The 16,474-nt window shown below is 65.2% G+C and carries 16 protein-coding genes and 1 pseudogene; 4 read left to right on the top strand and 13 right to left on the bottom strand.

Annotated elements, in window-relative coordinates:
• Both AB0M59_RS29590 and AB0M59_RS29585 read right to left on the bottom strand, forming a co-directional pair.
• Window positions 1-621, bottom strand: a 621-nt coding sequence (locus AB0M59_RS29590; RefSeq protein ID WP_364621387.1) for an SAVMC3_10250 family protein, incomplete at its 3' end; no start/stop codon positions are given.
• A 213-nt stretch (window positions 622-834) separates the two neighbouring features.
• A complete protein-coding gene (locus AB0M59_RS29585; RefSeq protein ID WP_364621386.1) occupies window positions 835-1,950 on the bottom strand; it encodes a hypothetical protein in 1,116 nt (371 codons plus the stop codon).
• A 252-nt stretch (window positions 1,951-2,202) separates the two neighbouring features.
• Here AB0M59_RS29585 and AB0M59_RS29580 point away from each other — a divergent pair, with 252 nt between their 5' ends.
• Window positions 2,203-3,447 (top strand): RNA-binding domain-containing protein, encoded by a 1,245-nt coding sequence (locus AB0M59_RS29580; protein ID WP_364621383.1) that lies wholly within the window; start codon window positions 2,203-2,205, stop codon window positions 3,445-3,447.
• 247 nt (window positions 3,448-3,694) lie between these two features.
• Here the strand turns inward: AB0M59_RS29580 and AB0M59_RS29575 are convergent, their stop codons facing one another.
• Together AB0M59_RS29575 and AB0M59_RS29570 are read right to left on the bottom strand one after the other, a co-directional pair.
• Window positions 3,695-5,215, bottom strand: coding sequence for a hypothetical protein (locus AB0M59_RS29575; RefSeq protein WP_364621381.1), 1,521 nt, complete (start codon window positions 5,213-5,215; stop codon window positions 3,695-3,697).
• Between the two features lie 2 nt (window positions 5,216-5,217).
• Window positions 5,218-5,805 (bottom strand): hypothetical protein, encoded by a 588-nt coding sequence (locus tag AB0M59_RS29570; protein ID WP_364621379.1) that lies wholly within the window; start codon window positions 5,803-5,805, stop codon window positions 5,218-5,220.
• 202 nt (window positions 5,806-6,007) lie between these two features.
• Between AB0M59_RS29570 and AB0M59_RS29565 the strand changes: the two genes are divergently transcribed.
• Window positions 6,008-6,667, top strand: coding sequence for a hypothetical protein (locus tag AB0M59_RS29565; RefSeq protein ID WP_364621377.1), 660 nt, complete (start codon window positions 6,008-6,010; stop codon window positions 6,665-6,667).
• Between the two features lie 62 nt (window positions 6,668-6,729).
• Here AB0M59_RS29565 and AB0M59_RS29560 read toward each other — a convergent pair whose 3' ends face one another.
• Both AB0M59_RS29560 and AB0M59_RS29555 read right to left on the bottom strand, forming a co-directional pair.
• On the bottom strand, window positions 6,730-6,897 hold the full coding sequence (locus AB0M59_RS29560) for a hypothetical protein (RefSeq protein ID WP_364621375.1): 168 nt from the start codon (window positions 6,895-6,897) through the stop codon (window positions 6,730-6,732).
• Window positions 6,890-7,090, bottom strand: coding sequence for a hypothetical protein (locus tag AB0M59_RS29555; protein WP_364621372.1), 201 nt, complete (start codon window positions 7,088-7,090; stop codon window positions 6,890-6,892). The genes AB0M59_RS29560 and AB0M59_RS29555 overlap by 8 nt, the downstream gene beginning before the upstream one ends.
• An 826-nt stretch (window positions 7,091-7,916) precedes the next feature.
• On the opposite strand from AB0M59_RS29555, the gene AB0M59_RS29550 reads away from it, so the two are divergent.
• On the top strand, window positions 7,917-8,795 hold the full coding sequence (locus tag AB0M59_RS29550; protein WP_364621370.1) for a hypothetical protein: 879 nt from the start codon (window positions 7,917-7,919) through the stop codon (window positions 8,793-8,795).
• Window positions 8,796-9,156: 361 nt separating this feature from the next.
• Here AB0M59_RS29550 and AB0M59_RS29545 read toward each other — a convergent pair whose 3' ends face one another.
• The 4 genes and pseudogenes from AB0M59_RS29545 to AB0M59_RS29530 all read right to left on the bottom strand — a co-directional run.
• The gene (locus tag AB0M59_RS29545; RefSeq protein WP_364621367.1) at window positions 9,157-9,792 is read right to left on the bottom strand and encodes a hypothetical protein; all 636 of its coding nucleotides are present in this window, start codon (window positions 9,790-9,792) and stop codon (window positions 9,157-9,159) included.
• 425 nt (window positions 9,793-10,217) lie between these two features.
• Window positions 10,218-11,249, bottom strand: coding sequence for a site-specific integrase (locus AB0M59_RS29540; RefSeq protein ID WP_364621365.1), 1,032 nt, complete (start codon window positions 11,247-11,249; stop codon window positions 10,218-10,220).
• Entirely contained in the window at window positions 11,246-11,581 is a 336-nt protein-coding gene (locus tag AB0M59_RS29535) for an AbrB/MazE/SpoVT family DNA-binding domain-containing protein (protein ID WP_364621363.1), read from the bottom strand. Before AB0M59_RS29535 ends, AB0M59_RS29540 begins: the two co-directional genes overlap by 4 nt.
• Window positions 11,582-12,000: 419 nt before the next feature.
• Window positions 12,001-12,432, bottom strand: a pseudogene (locus tag AB0M59_RS29530) (integrase core domain-containing protein); the annotation flags it as partial.
• Here AB0M59_RS29530 and AB0M59_RS29525 point away from each other — a divergent pair.
• Complete coding sequence (locus AB0M59_RS29525; RefSeq protein ID WP_364621360.1) at window positions 12,415-13,191, top strand: hypothetical protein; 777 nt, start codon at window positions 12,415-12,417, stop codon at window positions 13,189-13,191. The pseudogene AB0M59_RS29530 and the gene AB0M59_RS29525 sit on opposite strands and share 18 nt — an antisense overlap.
• Before the next feature lie 217 nt (window positions 13,192-13,408).
• Here AB0M59_RS29525 and AB0M59_RS29520 read toward each other — a convergent pair whose 3' ends face one another.
• The 3 genes from AB0M59_RS29520 to AB0M59_RS29510 are packed head-to-tail and all read right to left on the bottom strand — an operon-like array spanning window position 13,409 to window position 16,471.
• Window positions 13,409-13,891, bottom strand: coding sequence for a hypothetical protein (locus tag AB0M59_RS29520; protein ID WP_364621357.1), 483 nt, complete (start codon window positions 13,889-13,891; stop codon window positions 13,409-13,411).
• Window positions 13,891-16,122, bottom strand: coding sequence for a CATRA conflict system CASPASE/TPR repeat-associated protein (locus AB0M59_RS29515; protein ID WP_364621354.1), 2,232 nt, complete (start codon window positions 16,120-16,122; stop codon window positions 13,891-13,893). The genes AB0M59_RS29520 and AB0M59_RS29515 overlap by 1 nt, the downstream gene beginning before the upstream one ends.
• On the bottom strand, window positions 16,115-16,471 hold the full coding sequence (locus AB0M59_RS29510; RefSeq protein ID WP_364621352.1) for a CATRA system-associated protein: 357 nt from the start codon (window positions 16,469-16,471) through the stop codon (window positions 16,115-16,117). Before AB0M59_RS29510 ends, AB0M59_RS29515 begins: the two co-directional genes overlap by 8 nt.
• Between the last annotated feature and the right edge of the window lie 3 nt (window positions 16,472-16,474).

The raw sequence follows: 16,474 nt of genomic DNA, 5'->3' as shown, positions 1-16,474 counted from the left end.
TGTAGGACCGGCGCTTGCGAGGAGGCATGAGGACATCCTTTCAGCAGGACGATGGGTCCTGCTAACTCGGTGTCCACTACCCGGGGTGAACCTCACGGCAGCGTGCGGCAGGTGCACGTGACAAGTCAGCGTGGGCAGCACATGCGCCAGACCCGAGGCACCCAGTTGCCTGTTGTACGAGTGAACGCTGTCAGAATCGCGACCTTCGATGTCCTGCTCGGATACAGCCCGGATCAGGTGATCGAAGTGCCAGAGCAGCGACTCGAACGCTTCCGCGCTCACCGACGAATGCTCGGCTGCTTCCACACTCAACTGCTCGACCGACGTCCGCGGCGCAGACCCAGTACCGACGAGATGCCGCGCCCCGCCGTGCAGCACGAGCCGGCGCTCACCGCCACTGGGATACAGATCCGTGGGCTGATCGACATCCAGGAACACAGCCGTAGTGCCGAACGTGGTGTAGGCCATCGGTGCTTCGAACTGGACCCACTGGCCTGGTATCACGTCCTCGGTGAACCACACCGGCTCCTGCCCTGGCCTACGGTCGAGATCGGCCACCGCCCTGTCGATGTCGGGGAACTCGCGACGGCCAGCCCCGGCCTCGAACTCGACGTCACCCAACCCCAAAGGGGACTTTCAGTTTCACTTTGACCCGCGAAAGCAGGCTGCGCCGTCGGCCGCGATCGAAGGTTGCGAACTTCCCGTCCGACAAGTACACCAGTTCACGCACCACCACATGTTCCCACGTCGTGACGCTGTCAGGCAGGTCACAGCGCTGACCTGACCGTACAGATGCCTGGGGACTGCTGCTTCGGACTCCGCCGCTCGGCGCTGTTACCGGCTACTTGCCGCCGTGGCCTCGTTCAGCATTTCCCGCACCACGCGATCGAGTTTCCTCAGGTCGCCGCCAGTCTGTAAACGGTCCGCAGCGATCATCACCGCGTCATCTTCGAGCCCATCCAGCCAGGCCCGAATCAGCTCGGGGCCAACCCGCAGCGGATGCAACGCGAGAGTCTCGGTGAGACCTTGCCGCGCGGTCGCAGCCTGAATCCGCCACTCCGACCGCTTCAACGCCGGCTTCCCGGAAGCCGCGGACACCGCAGCGCGCAGGTCGTCATGACCGACCGTGATATCTAGGCCCACAGGAAGCGGGCTCACGTCGCGTGTACCGGCGATCAAGTGCGGGATCGCCGTGGCGCGAACCCATTCCTCCAGCCAGCCCAGCTCTTTCATCACGATGTGCCAGCTGCCGGTATGGGGACGTTGAATCGATACCTCGGGCCAGATTGTCACGGGCACCCGCTTGTCAGCCGGCCCGGTCGCAAGAATGTTCCCGGCGTGTATCGGACCGCCGACCATCGTCGTGATCGACGGCTCTGGCCTATCGAGCCTGACAGATCCAAGGCGCGCCGCCACGACCGCGGGAGTGCGGTGCTTCGCCAGATTGGTGTGCTCGGCCAGCACTCGCATCGGGTGATTGTCTACGTTCGTGCGCTGATACGGCTGTAGCAGGCGAAGGCGGTCCACCAGTGGCTCACCTTCGTGCAGAGGCGGAAGGCGTCGGCGGCGGCCGTTGTTCAGCCACTCGACAAACTTCGCCTCGCTGACCGCGGCCGGCATCTCGATCCCCTTCGCCTCTTCGTCGGTAAGTTTCCGGCCAAGCGTGTATTCGACCTCGGCGAAGATCGTGTGCTCGATGACCGCCCGCAACTGAGTCATCGCGTCCGCCGCGTACCGTGCCGCCGCAGCGGGCAACGGTGCGACAGCCTTCACCCGCACCATGGCGACTTGGCCCTCGGCGACGTTCTCCAGCGTGAACGGACCCCGCTCGAAATAGTCATGCAACATTTCGCCGACACGCGCGATGAGCGTGTCGGCGTGCGCGAGCGTGTACGCGGCGTGGACCTGATGCTCAGGAGGCCACGCGAAGTCCCGTCCAGACGGAGTCATCACGGCAGCGTAAGCCCCACCCTCAGAGCCGTCTCCAGATTTCTGGTTCGCCGTGTCGCTCCTGGCCTCTTGTGCAGGGAGCGAACACGGACGCGGAACCGGTGTTGCCAAAGATCAACAGATGGTCAGGTCGGCACTATGCCCCCTGACTTCGGCACAGTTAGCCAGCAGCGGTGCGTAGCCGTCACTGTACGGGCGACCAAGGAGCGTTAGTCGATCCGTACAAATCAGGCCCCGGCGTACAGTGCCGTGATGCTCTTCACGCCCCTGCACCGGGAGCTCGGCCTGCCGCCGGGACCGTTGACTGACGATATGGTGAACGCCGCGGTCTCCGCCGGTGTCGCGGAGACCGACGACCTCGACTGGAAGAAGCCGCCATTCCCCGACCCGAAGGAACTGGCCAACAGCGATGTGCCGAAGGACATCGCGGCCATGGCCAACCGCGGCGGCGGACTGATCGTCTACGGTGTCAAGGAAGAGCAGAAGAAGGCCACAGGACGAGCCGACATTGGCGAGATACCAGAGACCTACGAACGCACCTACCACTCCGTCGCGGTCCGAAGCATTCACCCACCGGTGTTCGGCCTGGGGTTCTACCGGCTGGGCGAGGCCCCGGAGCGCGCGGTCGCGGTTGTCGTGCCGCCGAGCGTCGACGTGCCGCACCTGATCTACCGGGGCGAGTATTTTGGAGCGCCGATCCGCAACAACGCCGACACCGTCTGGATGCGCGAACCGCAACTCGAACGGCTCTACCGGGCGCGCCTCGACGACCGTCGCAACGCCGACCAACGACTCTTCCAGGACTACCAACACGCACGCCAGCAGCACGTCACCGACGAGCGTGTGTGGATCATCGGCGCCGCCCGCCCGCGTGTCACCCCGACGCTCACCGCTCACATGACACAAGACGACGCACGACAGATCATCGAAGACGCGTCAACCCTGACTCGCCTCATCCTCCCGGACGGTCTGTATAACCATCCGCTCGGTGCAGTTGCCGATTTCCCCCGGCCCGGACTACGGCGATGGGTCACGCCACCAACCAGCACCAGCGACAGGTCAAAGTGGAAGGAGGCATGGGCCAGCGTGCACTTCGACGGCGCAGTCTCCCTCGCCTCCGTCATCGGCGGAATCCCGACCGATACCGGGCACTATGCACCGCCGACCACGATCGCCTCCCGCCGGATCGAATGGTTCGTCACCGACCTGCTCGCCCTGACCAAGAAAGCCGCCGAGACACTCAACGTGTCCGAGTACGAGCTACGCATCGGCATTGAACATGACAACCACGAGCCATTGACCATCACGACCGTCGACCAGTTTGGACATGACCTCGGCGGCATCCTCCCTGTCCGACACTTCATCCCCGTCGAAACCAGCATCCGAACCGACGTCGCCGACGACAGCTACATCGACCAAATCCGACAAGCGGCGCTCGACGTCGTCAACCAGGCCGGCATCCGCAATCTGATCGCCATCACGTCGAAAGGCAACTAGCGACTCGGTCGACAGCGTCGCCACGTTCCGACGGTTCAGCGGCTGAGTCGCAGCCCCGTCGCGCCCAGCTTCTCCTCGTGGACGTGTCTAGTCGACGCCTGTGTTAAAAGTTCTTTTCTTGTTCAAGGCGCGGCCCCTGCGAGGCCGCGCTGCCGGGACGGGCACCGGGGCATGCGGCCTGGCGGCCGGTCCCCGGACCCGCCCGGCAGCACCCCGTCGGCCGAAACAACACACGAGCCGACTCCGCCTACTCGCCGCCACTCTCGGAGCCGTCAAAACGCGGCAACTGCGGGATCGGCGGTTGCACTGCCTCCGGCGGCTCTGGCACATCGATCCCGGGACCAGCCGGCACCGGTGCACCCAAGATCTGCGCCCGCTCATCCTCCGACAACGGGTATCGCCAACCCAGCACGTCGAAGGCAGCGAACGCCAGATCGCCCAAGATGGCGTTCCTGCCTTCGACAGTCATCGTCTTAAAGTTCAGCTCCAGGTCCGAGGACTCCTCGTCGGTCGGGTGCAGCGTCAGCGAGCGAACCCGGAAGTCGTCGTTGATCGTCGAGCTGATCGTGTCCACATCGGCGAACACGTTCGAACCATCCTCCGCCGATACCCGCACCCGGCGGGTCATACCTTGCAAATCAACCGACGACAGCGACGATGTCGACAAATTGGGCCACACGTCTTCCCACCGCACCAGCATCTGGTCGTCCCGGCTGCCGCCCTTGCGCTTGTCCGCGGTGAAACTGACCCGCCACGCGCCTGCGGTGGCGGCCAGCATCTTCGCCTGCACCGTCCATGACGGAGCCGGCCGTTCCTGCTCGACAGCCTCCGGAGAGAACGACACCAACGCCCGCGCTGCTCGCCACTCACCCAGGTTCGCCACGACTAGGCGGTTGAGGTCTTCTAGTGTGATCGTCTCCGCGAGCTGTTCCAGCTGCTTGAGCGAGATCATCCCGCCGATGTACCGCCAGAACGCGTCACTCTCGAGCGCGTTGGCCCGATCCAGCAGATACGGCAGCAAGATCCGAAGCTCATCGAGCTCCAGCTTCCCGCCAATCAACCGTCGATTGTCATCGAGGTCGGCGCGCTGCTCGAACAACCGTGTGTCGCCAGTGCGGGCAGCACGCACGATGTCCGCCGCCCGTTGCAATCGGGTCGCTGCTTCCGGCCGGAAGATCTCGGTAATCGTCTCCTCGAAGCCGGCGAGATATGCCAGATCCGCTTCGACATCGCCGGCCGGGGGTGTGGCTTGCAGCCGTTGCGCTGTCCCGCTGATCAGCAGCCCCCGGCCACCGCGCACGACATTGCGGCGGAACAAGCTCAACAACGGCTCCGACACCGAGCCGGTATCAGGAGTGTCCTGCTCGACGGTGAACCCGTCGATCGCGGGCGCGTTCGTTACCAGAGCACCCGACTCGGCCTCGAACTCGCCACGGAAATCCGCAGCGACCGAGACATCGTCGTGACGGGAATCCAGCGAGAAGAACACCGGAGCCGAACCACCCAGAAGATCAACATCGCGTGCCGCTTGCGCCGACCGCAAGTTGTAGCGCAGGTACACCTCACGCACTTGCCGGTCACCCGCCCACGACAACACCAGATCCGGGGCATAGCTGTGGTTGAAGTAGTCGGTGTTGGTGATCTCCGCGCACGGGTCCAGGAGCTCGATCTCGCTGATCACCGCACCCTTGATCCCCTCGATCACATCAGTCTGATTGGACGAGTTCAACGCCGCGGCGACGGCGTCCTGCAACGAGTTGCCCGGCATGGCTACGCGCCCTCCCTCTTCAAGTGCATCATCGCCAGCTTCAGTTCCTCAGGACTCAGCACCAGCTCGTGTTGGCGATCGGACAACACCAATAGCCACAGACGGTTCGACACCAGCCGACACAGCTCGTCGTCGATCTGGACATCACCGGCACTTTCGGGCAGCTTCAGCCGTTGCGCGTGTTCTTTGACCGCATCACGTACGTAGTCATGGTGAGTCAGCTTCGCCCAGTTGTTCTGACTGAACGGATGCCAGGTGACCCACATGAACTCGGCTTCGTCGTCCATATCGTTCTGGCAAGCGCGAGCGGTGACGCTGTAGATGTCGGCGAGATACTCGGTGTACATGCCGCCCTGGCCGCCGACCACCGAGTACTTCTTCGCCTCCACGAACAGTGGATGTCGCCGCTGACCAAGAAAATGACCTGATAGGTCATAAACTTTCTTGCTGCCGTCGAGCCGCTGACGCTTGCACATCGACTCGTGGTCGTAGGCAGTCCAGGGCAGTCGAAGATGTGTCGTGCTCTCCAGGTACTGCTTGGCCCGAAACACACCCTCGCGGCCTGTCTCTTGCGACTTCTCAGCAGGCATAACCGCGCAGCCTAGTAGCCGATCACCGCCTCGTCAGCCAGCAATCACCTCCGCCGATCCAGGAGATCACGAAATGAAACTTCCTACCGCCAACCGAGTGAAGAAACCCACCCGACCAGGGCTTACCGCGCGGTAACCACCGATTCACCTTGCCCGCCGGGACCGCATTAGCGATCAACTTCCAGGCAGGCATGATGTCGCGATGTTCTCGTCTCTCCTGCCAGCCATTACCGGCTTGACCGGTGTTTTCCTCGGCTACCTCGGATCGCTCCACATCCAGAGAAGAAACGCCCGCGCCGAGCTACAACGACGGATCGCCACCACCGCAGGCGAGGCCCTCGCCGCGGCCGGCGAACTGCAGACCGCGTTGGAGGCCTACCGGCTCCAATGGAGCACCTGGCGCACCACCTGGCCCACGATCGCCATCGCAGCCGCCGACCTCATCGCCGCCGACCGGACCTGGATCAAAGCTGCTCCCACCGCGTTCCACACCGCCGACCGGTTCCGACGCGACCGGGACGAAGCCGCCAGGACCACACTGACCGCACCCATAGCGCGCCTGACAACTGCGCTGGTCGCCGTGTCATTCCTGGAGTACCGGGAGCTGCGAATCTCCGCGGACGCGCTCCGGGAGGCGGTCGCAGGTCTCCTGCCACTGGCGAACAAGACCGCAGTCCGCGAACGCCAACTTGACGCCCTCAACGTTCGTATCCGCGACTTTCGCGGCGATGTCGACCGCGTGCTTGATGAACCACGTGAGCTTCACAGGGGTCGCTGGCGCTTGTTCCGCCGCGGCACACGCCGATCCCACCAGCCGGCAGTCCAGCAAGGCGACACACCACAGCGGTTGAGCCGCTCGTAGACCGAGGAGGCACGGGTCTGAAGAGCGAAGACAGATCGCCTGGTCGATGCCGTCGTAGTCTGTCAGTCATGCACCCGTCCCCAGGCGAACCAGCCACGCAGGGCTTCGACATCGAGGAGATCCTCGACCGTCGCTGGCTCTACGCCGACGAGTTCACCAAGATCGCCGGCGAGATCCGGCTCTGGGACGAAGACAACGTACTGGAACTGCTGCGCGCCCTGCTCATGCAATCCGGCCCCCTCGGCGTCGACGCCGAGCGGTACCGACAAATCGACCGCTACCCCGACCTGCCCACCGGACCGGCACGCGAGTACTGGCGATCTCCCAGACTGTGGACGGCGCGATCCGATACCCCAGCCGGGCCAACTCGCCCTGGACTCTGCGGTGGCCCCACCGCGGGTTCTCATGCGCCAAACGCAGCACCAGCCTCTTCAGCGCAGCCGCCGTAGGTGGACGCCCAGCGCGTCGACGTCGAGCGGTGTAGTCCACTTTCTGGCGATCAGTCGGCGGTGCCAGCTCAGCAGTATCCCTGGGGTGACCATGAAGACACTGCGCCAGCGGCGGCGCGGGACCAGCGACGACAGCGCGGCCAGCCAGAACCGGTCTGCGCGCTCATAACGGACCGGACCGTTAACCCTGTCGCCGCAGCAACGCGTTCTGATGTCGGAGAACGAGCAACTCGGCGTCCTTGCCGGCATCCCGGCGCAGCAGGATCGCCGGCACGGACAGCAACGCTCGAGTTGTTCGGTACAGCAACGAAATGATCATCCGGGTAGCATCTCAGCCGCCGAAGAGGAGCTGCGCACATGGGCTCCCACCAGCGGCGATGACTTCCCGAGCCCCGCAGGCTCCGGCGATTTCCCGGGTGCTTGGCTCACCGGCCTGGAGCTGCAGTTCGCGCATCGCGGCGAAGAGCTGACTCAACGCCTGGTCCGCCACAGCTTGGTTCTCCCGGGTCCGCGGCCACACGCTCTGTCAGCGTCCGTACGCCAGCGTAAACCATTCGGCGCGCACCGTTCACCAGCTGTCCAACGAGGCGAGATTGCCGAGCTCCGGGCCCATGCGAAGAACTTGCTGTGGTCGGAGCCGGGCGGACACTGCCAGAACCCGCAATGCCGTGCCGACCTTCGGCGGCCTGCCGGGTACTCCCATAGCGACGCGCACCTCTTTCGAAAACTGGAGGTATCCCGTAAATAGTTGACGTCGCCCCGGATGTAACAAGCCAGGAGGAGCGTCCGACAGAAGTGAAGTGTCCGATGGCGACGATGACGACGGCGAAGAGCGCGAGAGCGGCGGCCTATTTGGCCAATTCTCTTCATTTGCACGTCATGGAACCGCCGACAAGCGACAGATGTGGCGAAAGTCGCCGGAACGGAAGTCCTTTAGGCGACTGACTGTTTCGGTGACAGCAATCGCCTTACTGACAATAATTGCAGGCAAGCAAGGCTTACTTCTGCTGCTTCGAATCTTTGATCCGGCCGCAACTAATTCGATCACCTCCTGGACATTCGAAAACATTCTAGCGTTCTGTTCGATATTGTCGTTCTTTATTGCCAGATGGAAGTTTCGTCAAGCCTTCAGCGAGTTTTCAGATCGATACGATCTCGAACTCGCACTAAGTCACGTTGACGCTTCAGTGGGCGGCGAAAGGGATTCAAACGCCCACGATCTCACCCTTACCGACCTTTGGCATCAGAACCAAGAACGACTGAGCGCGTATCACACTATGGCGACAGGTCAAGCCGCCAAGAGTTACCGCAACGGTCAGAACGCAACAGTAGCGGGGTTTGTGGTCCTACTATTTTCGGTAATCTTCGCATCCGTGACTAGTTCGCTTACGGGCGCCTTGGCGGCTGGTGGAATCGGCGCGGTAGGTGCAGTGCTAACGGCCTATCTCACTCGCACCTTCCTGCGGATGCATGAGTCGTCTTCGCGGCAGTTGCGGTCGTACTTTGACCAACCTGTTGACCTATCCCGCATCCTCGCCGCTGAACGACTGTTGAACATGATCTCCGACGACGCCCGCCGCGGTGAGGCGATTGTCGAACTCATTCGAACCAATAATCGATTGCCTGCCGAGACCGTAGACGGATCCGAGATGAAGCTGAGGTCCGAACCCGGCTCATGATTCGGGTGCCTCGTCTCCGGCGTTCGGCAACTGTCCCGCTTCGGCAGGTGGCCAGTCGCGGACGTCCGACAGGTCGCCCCGTCGGTACACGCCGACAACCTGGTGCACCCGGCCGAGCTTGCGGTCGCTGTGAACGGCCCGGCGCCATGCAGAAGCGTCGCCGCCGGCGCGGCGACCAGCCCCGCGGGTAACGCCAAACCGTCAGTGCCGAGTTCTGCCAGCAGCACACAAACGAATCCGCCAGAGTCACCGACCGACGGGCCACTGATTGCGCTCGACCGCGAGACCACTGACATCGACCCGAGCTGCGTCCAGCGACCACAAATAGCGCCTTGGCGGTTGGCTGACGGAACTGCCACCGCTATGCGGAGATACTGCGCTCTGCACGTACCAGCTTCACTAGGGCGCGCGACCGGTCTGCGCCTACACCCAGCGCCTTCCGGAGGTTCTCGGCAGAGACCGGACGCTGATGCAGCTCGCGATGCCGCCGATCCTCATGCCGAGCCCGTTCCAGCAACTCAGCGTCCACGTTCACCCCTTCCGGGTGGCCCGCCGAGACGCCGTCGGAGTCGGTGGTCTGCGCACAGGCAACGCCAGCCGGGCGCTCGGTGGCTGATACGGCGGCCAACGCCTGCAACAGGACCGGTCCGACCTCCGACCAGCCGATCAGCAACAACGGACCCACCGCATCGAACAACGCCTTTCCCACCTCACCAGCGATCAACGGCTCAGCGACATTCAACGCCAACGTCACCACACTCGACGCCAACAACAGCCGCCGAGCCGGCCGAATCACCTCAACAGGAGCGCCCCGCAACGACAGGGACCGAATGGCGACCAACAGACCGACCACCGACAGATCGACCGCAGGCGCCACCAACGGCGCGACCCAGGCCGGTACCCCCAGCCGGAGGGCCAAGGTCAGCACGTTCCCGAAACCGAACAAGAACGTCAGAGCCACGATGACCGCCACGATCAACGTCACCGCCGACAGCACCGGATCACGTTCCCCGCTCGGGCTCAACACAGCAACCACCCTGCCCCGCGGTCCACACCACGAACCACGAACGACCTGCACGAACAGCCCGGCAGAATCCGACACGGACGTGCCCGAGAAGTGCCCGAGAGGTCTCGCACACGTCGACAGTAAGCGGTATAGTTCGATACAAGTGATGTCCGTTGACCAGCCGAAAAGGTCTTGTCCGACATCACTCGGCACCACCCGACACCCCAAAAAGCGATCTCTTAACCAGCGGGTTCAGATTCGATCGGTATCTGACTCGACTTGGTCCGCGCTCGTCGTTGGCAGCACGACCTTCGCCGTGCGAAGCGGGCACTGGCCTGGGCTCCTTCCCGAGCGGCGCTTCGGTAACGCTGAGGTCGTCTAAAGTTTCGATCGCACCACGTCCTTCTCGGCCAACGTCATGCAAGCGGGTGAGGTTCTCCGGTGAGCGCGGCCAGCGCGGCGGCGACTTCCTGAAGGCTGGCCCGCACGTACGTGGTTGTGGTTCCGGCGTCGCCGGCTGAGTCGGCGTGTCCTGCGTAGGCGCGGGCGACGGCGTAGCCGAAGTTGCGTTCCACCCAGGTCAAGGTGGTGTGGCGAAGCCAGTGGGTGGAGATCTGCTGGGTGGCGACCCATGGCAGGTGCTTGCCGAGCCGGGCCCAGAGGTGGTCGTAGCGGCGGGTGGTGATCGGCCGACCGTCGGCGTAGCGCAGCAGCTGACCGTCGCGTGGGGCGCCGCGCTCGGCGGCGTGACGGACCAGGTGCGCCATCAGCGTCGGCGAGACCGGTTGCCAGCGAACCGTCTCCCCCTTCTCGCGCAGGAAGATCAGGCACTGGTCCGGGTCGAGGTCTTGCGGCCGGAGCGCGAGTGCGCCACCTCGGCGGCAGGCGGTCTCGGTGTGCAGCCGCAGCAGCAGGCTGTCCAGCGCCGGATCGTTGCCGGAAGTTGCGACGGTTTCGTTGATCTCGGCCAGCCGGGTATCGGCCACCGCGCGCCGGGTCGAGGGCAGGCGGCGGGGTTTCGCGACCTTGCGGGCGGGGTTGTCGGCAGCGGCGATCAGTTTGTCGTCTTCGGCGTGCCGGTAGAGGCAGCGCAGCGCGGCGATGAGGTGCTCGCCGGCGCTGCGGCCGCCGCGTGCGTTGCGCCGAGCCACGACGTTGACTTTCACGTACTCCACCAGCTGCTTGATCTCCGACGGCGTCGGCTCGTCGAGGTGGCGGTCGCCCCAGTGTTCGGCGATGCGGTTCCAGTAGGAGCCGTACACGCGGCGGGTGCCGTCGGTGACGGCGGCCGAGACGGTCGGGATGTACTCCGCGAACGTCGGCACCGGCGGCCGGTCGACGGGTGCAGCGAAGAGGTCTTCGGCTGAGACGCCCATCCGGGCCAGCAGCAGCCGAGCCGCGTCCAGCTCAGCAGCAGTCGCCGCCGACGGCGGTGTCTGCGCGGTCATCCGAGATCACCGCCGAGCAGCTCGGCGTGGCGTGCGGCGAGCAGGTCGTCGAGCACGGCGGGTGGGTGCACGATCAGCACGTCACGCCGGGGATCTGCGGCCAGCAGGACGCGGTCGCCGGGAATCAGGCCGCAGCAGTGCCGGACGGCGGCAGGCAGCCGAAGGTGCCCCTGCTTGGTCACGCTGAAGACGCCGTATGTGTCGGGGCGGATGACGAGCAGCCCGTGGGACTCGCGGATATCGAGGCGGCTACCGGGCTGCCAGCCGAGGGCGGCAATGATCGCGTGGTCGGCAACGCGGCCCCGGCAGTCCACGGCTGCCAGCCCGTACACGGTGGTGCTCGTGCGCGGCGCCGGCACAACAGGTAGCGGCAGCGTTCGCCGACCGATTGAGGGACCAGCCGGGGCGCCCGTGGGATGCCCGCCGCCAGGAGGAGCCGGAAGGACCAGCGGCTTGATCACGGCGCCGGTCATGACGACCGCCCCAACCGAATGCGGAACAGCCAGGAAGACGCTGACTTAGCGTGTTGAAGTGCGTTCGAGCACTGATACGTCAGTTGTGGCAGCCTTGCCACGAATATGTGTCCGAGGGGGGACTTGAACCCCCATGCGTGGGATATCTCCCGTGTTCAGGGAGATCATGCGCTCATGTTAGCGCAGAGTCACGTCGCCCGCAGCTACCTTCGGCGCCGGGACAGACTTGACGGCAGCTGGCCCACCCATGGTCGCCACGCTCCAGGTGTACCTGGCCATCAGGATGGTTGCAGTCGGCTGGTGGGTGGGTGGCCTCCGAGTGCGCTGTGGCGCCGATGAGTGTTGTAGTGCTCGAGTCAGGGTGCAAGGGCTGCTGTGCGTTCGGTGTTGCTGGTGAAGGCTTGGCGGTAGGCCCATTCGGTTTGCAGCGTGCGGTTGAGACGTTCGACCTTTCCGTTTTGCCAGGGGCAACGGGGTTTGATGAACTTCTGCCGGATGTCATGCTCGGCGCAGACCCCACGCAGTGACCAGCGGTAGGCCCAGGCGTTGTCGGTCATCAGCCGTTCGATCCGGGTGATGCCGTGGCCGGCGAAGTAGGCGATCGCGCGGGTAAGGAAGGCGGCGCAGGTCGGCGCCTGCTCGTCTGGATGGATCTCGGAGTAGGCCAGACGAGAGTGGTCATCAACCAGGGAGTGGACGTAGTCGAAGCCGATCTTGAGGATCGGCCCCGCAGAAGCGAACTGGCGCTCAAGGCCAGCGAACGCGCGCACCAGCAGCGGCTCGCCGCCCTGACCGAGGACCTCACCGAGGAACTGACCACCGCGGGCGTCACGATCTCCGACCAGAGCCTGCCCGCGCACGACGGAGACGCGCGCTCGCTGGACCGGCTGCGCCCCAACCCCGAGGACGAACCCCGCACCGAGCTGAGCGCCGAGGACCACGCGTCCTGCCCGGGACACGGCGCCTGGATCGAGACCGACCACCACGACGAGCAGGGCAACCAGATCCCGGTGGCCGTCTACGGCTGCGCCGACTTCCTCGCCCACGGTCACGCCCTCAGCTACGCCCCGGCCGGCCGCGCGGACTTCACCCCCGTGCCCACCAGCACCGGCACATCCGACGACGACGAATCGTCCGATGACGAGCAAGCGGCCGAGCAGGCCGATGAAGTCGCGGTCGCGCGCGCCGCCCAGGCCGCCGCCGAACTCGAGCGCCGGAAGGCGGCGATCATCCGCAAGTGGGTGATCCAGAACAACAAGGACTGGGACGCCTCCGCGACGCCGCGCCGGCAGTGGCTGGCCGCGCTGGTGCAGCGCAGCACCGCGCCCAAGGGCGCACGGATGCTACTACCTCTACCCCATGGGCGGCGGACGAAGCTGACCGAGGAACTGCTCGGGTACGACGTGGACGTCAGCTGGTGGGTCACCCCGGATGCTTACGAGAAGGTGTACCGCGCGTTGAAGCAGTAGATGACCGAGTTGCCGTTCAAGCAGCCTTACTACTCCAACAAGGAACTGCCTGAGGACTGAGCGGATCGGCCCTTGCCGGTGGCGCCCGTCGTCGATCGGCTCCTCGCGCCCCCACCCCTCCTCGGCTTCGCCGTCCGGAGGAGGTGGGTGCCGGGGCCGGCACTGACCCCGGTCGACGCGATGTCGACCGTTCCGGGCAGCGGGAGTTCGCATTGGCTTATGCCTTCTCGCCACTCCGGCGGACCACCCTCCTCGCGAGATTGCGAAGCTCCTTCGCCGCGTCTTCATTGCAGAGTTTCTTGACCTTCCCCGGCACGAAAAGTGCCATCGCACCGGTTGCGATGCGGTCGACGAACGCATGGGGAACGCCGACGTACTCCCACCTCATCGATGTCGAGTCGCCGTCGGCCGACAAGTGCAGTGCGCCGCTACCGCCGTCCGCTGCTCGCCACGCCAGGCAGTTCGGCTTTTCGAACTGCGTGAACCGGGCCCGGATCGGACGGTGCTCGTCGGTCAACGTGAACGCACTGCCCTCCTCCGGCGGGGCGAGGAAGGCAATCTGGTCCCAACCCACCAGCCACTCGAGCGATACCGCCGCGTCCCACACGGCTTCCAGCGGGGCTTTCACCGTCAGGCTTGCCGTTCCCGGATACTGTCGAACCATCCTCGATCCTTTCGCGAGCGACAAAGATTGCTTCACTACCCGACAATCTCGTCATATAGTTTCCGTATTCCCGCGGCGACCGCGGACCACGTCCGTTCTCGGGCCATCGTGTCGCGCACGGCCGCCGCCGTGGCGAATGCTCCCTCGCGGTCGAGCAGCGCCGCACTTATCCGGGCACCCCAGAGCTCCACGTCCGATTCGCGGTCATCCACCGGCACCACGACCCGGTCCCCCTGCTCACGGGGAAGCACCTCTCGCAAGAGAACGCCCAGGCCGCTCTGGTCACTGACCAGAACGGGCGTTCCGGCGACAATGGCCTCCAGACCGACCAGGCCGAAGCCTTCGGCTCTCGAGGGCAGCAGGAGCAAGCTGGCCCGGCGGAGATCTTCGCCCACCCTCGGCAGGTGCGACGTGTACGGGCGGACGACCACCGACACCGCAGCGTGGTCGATCCACCGTGCAACCTTCTTCTGCAGCGCAGCCGACACACCTTCGGCAGCTCCTCGTACCAGTAGTTCCCACCTGGCACCCGGTCGCCCGAGCCGTGCCGCACGTCCGATCGCTTTAGCGCCCAGATCGACTCCCTTTATCGGGATGTCCTCCATCCTCCCCATCATGAGGATCTGCGGGACTCCCGGAGGCGGTTTCCGCTCCACCCCGGCGCTGTCGAAACCCGGATCCACCCGGAGTGCCGGCGGCGGTGCGCTGTCGAGGGCGGAGAAGTCGCGCTCGAGCCACTGGGCGAGTCTGGGGCCGACCGCGATGGCCCGGGTCGCCTCGCGACCGAGTTCGAGCTCGATTCGACTCCGGACATCCGCTCGTTCACCTGCGTCACCGCCACGATCAGGCCGGTGCCACTCGAGGCGATCGGGTTCCATGTGCACGACGTGGAGCCAGACAGCTTCCGGATACAAGTCGACCGCCAAAGTCTTGGCGGCGGGTCCGGTGATCCGCCCGTGTCCGATGATGACATCCGGTGCAGTCGCGTCAGGCAGCCTGGGCCTGCGCAGCAGTGCGGACTCAGGTGCCATACCGGGTTCCTGCGCGGCCTCGATCAGGTGCACCCCGTGCCCCGCGGCGTCGGCGAGCTCTTCCGCGCTCGGGTTCAGGGCGACACAGAAGACGGTCATCTCGTTCGCGGCCAAGGCGATGCACAACGACCTGTTGAAGGCACTGATACCCCCGCGGGCCGGGAACCACTCGTCGGCGATGACGAGAACCCGCAAAGCGCCCGGTTCGTCGGCGCGATGCTCGGTCGCTCTCCTTTCGACGACACCTCTGCTCGTTTTCGCCAGTCCTCGCCGTCGAGCGCCCTCTCGAAACGTTTCCAGATAGTCCAGGTTGTCCTCGAGCTGTCGCGTGAACCATGCCGACAAAGCGCGGTCGTCGCTGATCGGATCCACTCCTGGCTCGCGGTACCCGCCGGCCTTCGCGAGGGCACTCACGGCGTTGTCCTCCGCGATCTCCACCGTGTGCCGCATCGCACCGATCGCCACGATCGTCTCGCCCAGCGGGATCGCTCCGGAACCCACCTGCTGAGCGAGGTCTCCGGCCTGCGGGAGCTTCGACCACACCCGCAGCTCGTAGCGCAGCTTCGCCATGTGCATCAGGTACCTGGCCAGCCGCGGCATGGCCGGCCGTCCGTCGAAAGCCCATACCCAGTCACCCAGCTCGCGATCGTGCCGGGGGTCGGCCAGCACGACAAAATCGCGTAGTGCGCGATCATCAGGCTCCGGAGATACCTCCCACAGAGTCAGTTCAGGCGTGAACTGCCTTCCGCGATGCCACCAGTCATCGGCTTCGAGAAGCGGTGGGAGATGCTCTCGTGCCAGGAGCGCCGGCTCAGGACCGGATGCCACGTCGGGCACCTTGGCCAGGTACAGCACGGCCTGACCGATCAGCGGATCCAGGTCGTCACCCAGTACCACCCGCAGGTCACGCCCCAGATCCAGCCAGGAATCCGGTGGCCCTTTCCGCAAGATCGAAAGGCCGAGAACATCGTGCTCCCGGCGGACGATCGCCTGGGCGCGCCGGTCACCGTCTTCCTGCGCGGCAATGAGCAGCGAGCCGAAGAGCTTCGCGGCCGGAACGTCCGATGGCAGGTCGGCGGGGAGTCGCGTGCCGGCGACGCCCTGGGTCGTCCCCAGCGTTCGACGGCACCGCAGCCAGATCCGCCGGACGAGGTCGTAGGCGCGGTCGGCGTCCGGGCCATCGAGGGGCGCGTAGACGTGGGCGACGACCTCATGCCCGGTCAAGGGATCAGTCATCCCGGTTCCGGCCTTCTCCGACAGGCGCCGCCCCGGGCTCCGACTGCAGCCGGTGGACGAGGATGTTGAGCCGGTCGCGGACCGGAGGTGGCGGCGGCTCGGTCGGCTCCTCTCCCAGTCTCTTGACGCGCACCGGGCTGATCTGTCTCAGTCCGCCTGTCGCGTTTCTGATACCGGCGATGTCTCCACCTTCGACGGCCGTCGAAAGCGTGACGATCAGATCTCCGACGTCGATCCACCGAGCCTGGGGAAGCAGCCACTCGTCCAGCTCTTCGAGGAGGTCGAGCGCCTCGGCGATGGCGTCTTCGGCTCGGTCATCCGGCGCGTAGCGTCGTTCATGCGATGGCATTGT

The sequence above is a fragment of the Amycolatopsis sp. NPDC051371 genome (assembly GCF_040682155.1).
Taxonomy (GTDB): domain Bacteria; phylum Actinomycetota; class Actinomycetes; order Mycobacteriales; family Pseudonocardiaceae; genus Amycolatopsis.
The sequence above is the reverse complement of the archived record's forward strand: the minus strand, read 5'-3'. Positions and strand labels throughout refer to the sequence as shown.

Bases quoted from the DNA above. Each gene is read 5' to 3' on its own strand.
- AB0M59_RS29585 (WP_364621386.1), bottom strand. From the start codon at position 1,950: ATGACTCCGTCTGGACGGGACTTCGCGTGGCCTCCTGAGCATCAGGTC.
- AB0M59_RS29580 (WP_364621383.1), top strand. From the start codon at position 2,203: ATGCTCTTCACGCCCCTGCACCGGGAGCTCGGCCTGCCGCCGGGACCG.
- AB0M59_RS29575 (WP_364621381.1), bottom strand. From the start codon at position 5,215: ATGCCGGGCAACTCGTTGCAGGACGCCGTCGCCGCGGCGTTGAACTCG.
- AB0M59_RS29570 (WP_364621379.1), bottom strand. From the start codon at position 5,805: ATGCCTGCTGAGAAGTCGCAAGAGACAGGCCGCGAGGGTGTGTTTCGG.
- AB0M59_RS29565 (WP_364621377.1), top strand. From the start codon at position 6,008: ATGTTCTCGTCTCTCCTGCCAGCCATTACCGGCTTGACCGGTGTTTTC.
- AB0M59_RS29540 (WP_364621365.1), bottom strand. From the start codon at position 11,249: ATGACCGCGCAGACACCGCCGTCGGCGGCGACTGCTGCTGAGCTGGAC.
- AB0M59_RS29515 (WP_364621354.1), bottom strand. From the start codon at position 16,122: ATGACTGATCCCTTGACCGGGCATGAGGTCGTCGCCCACGTCTACGCG.
- AB0M59_RS29510 (WP_364621352.1), bottom strand. From the start codon at position 16,471: ATGCCATCGCATGAACGACGCTACGCGCCGGATGACCGAGCCGAAGAC.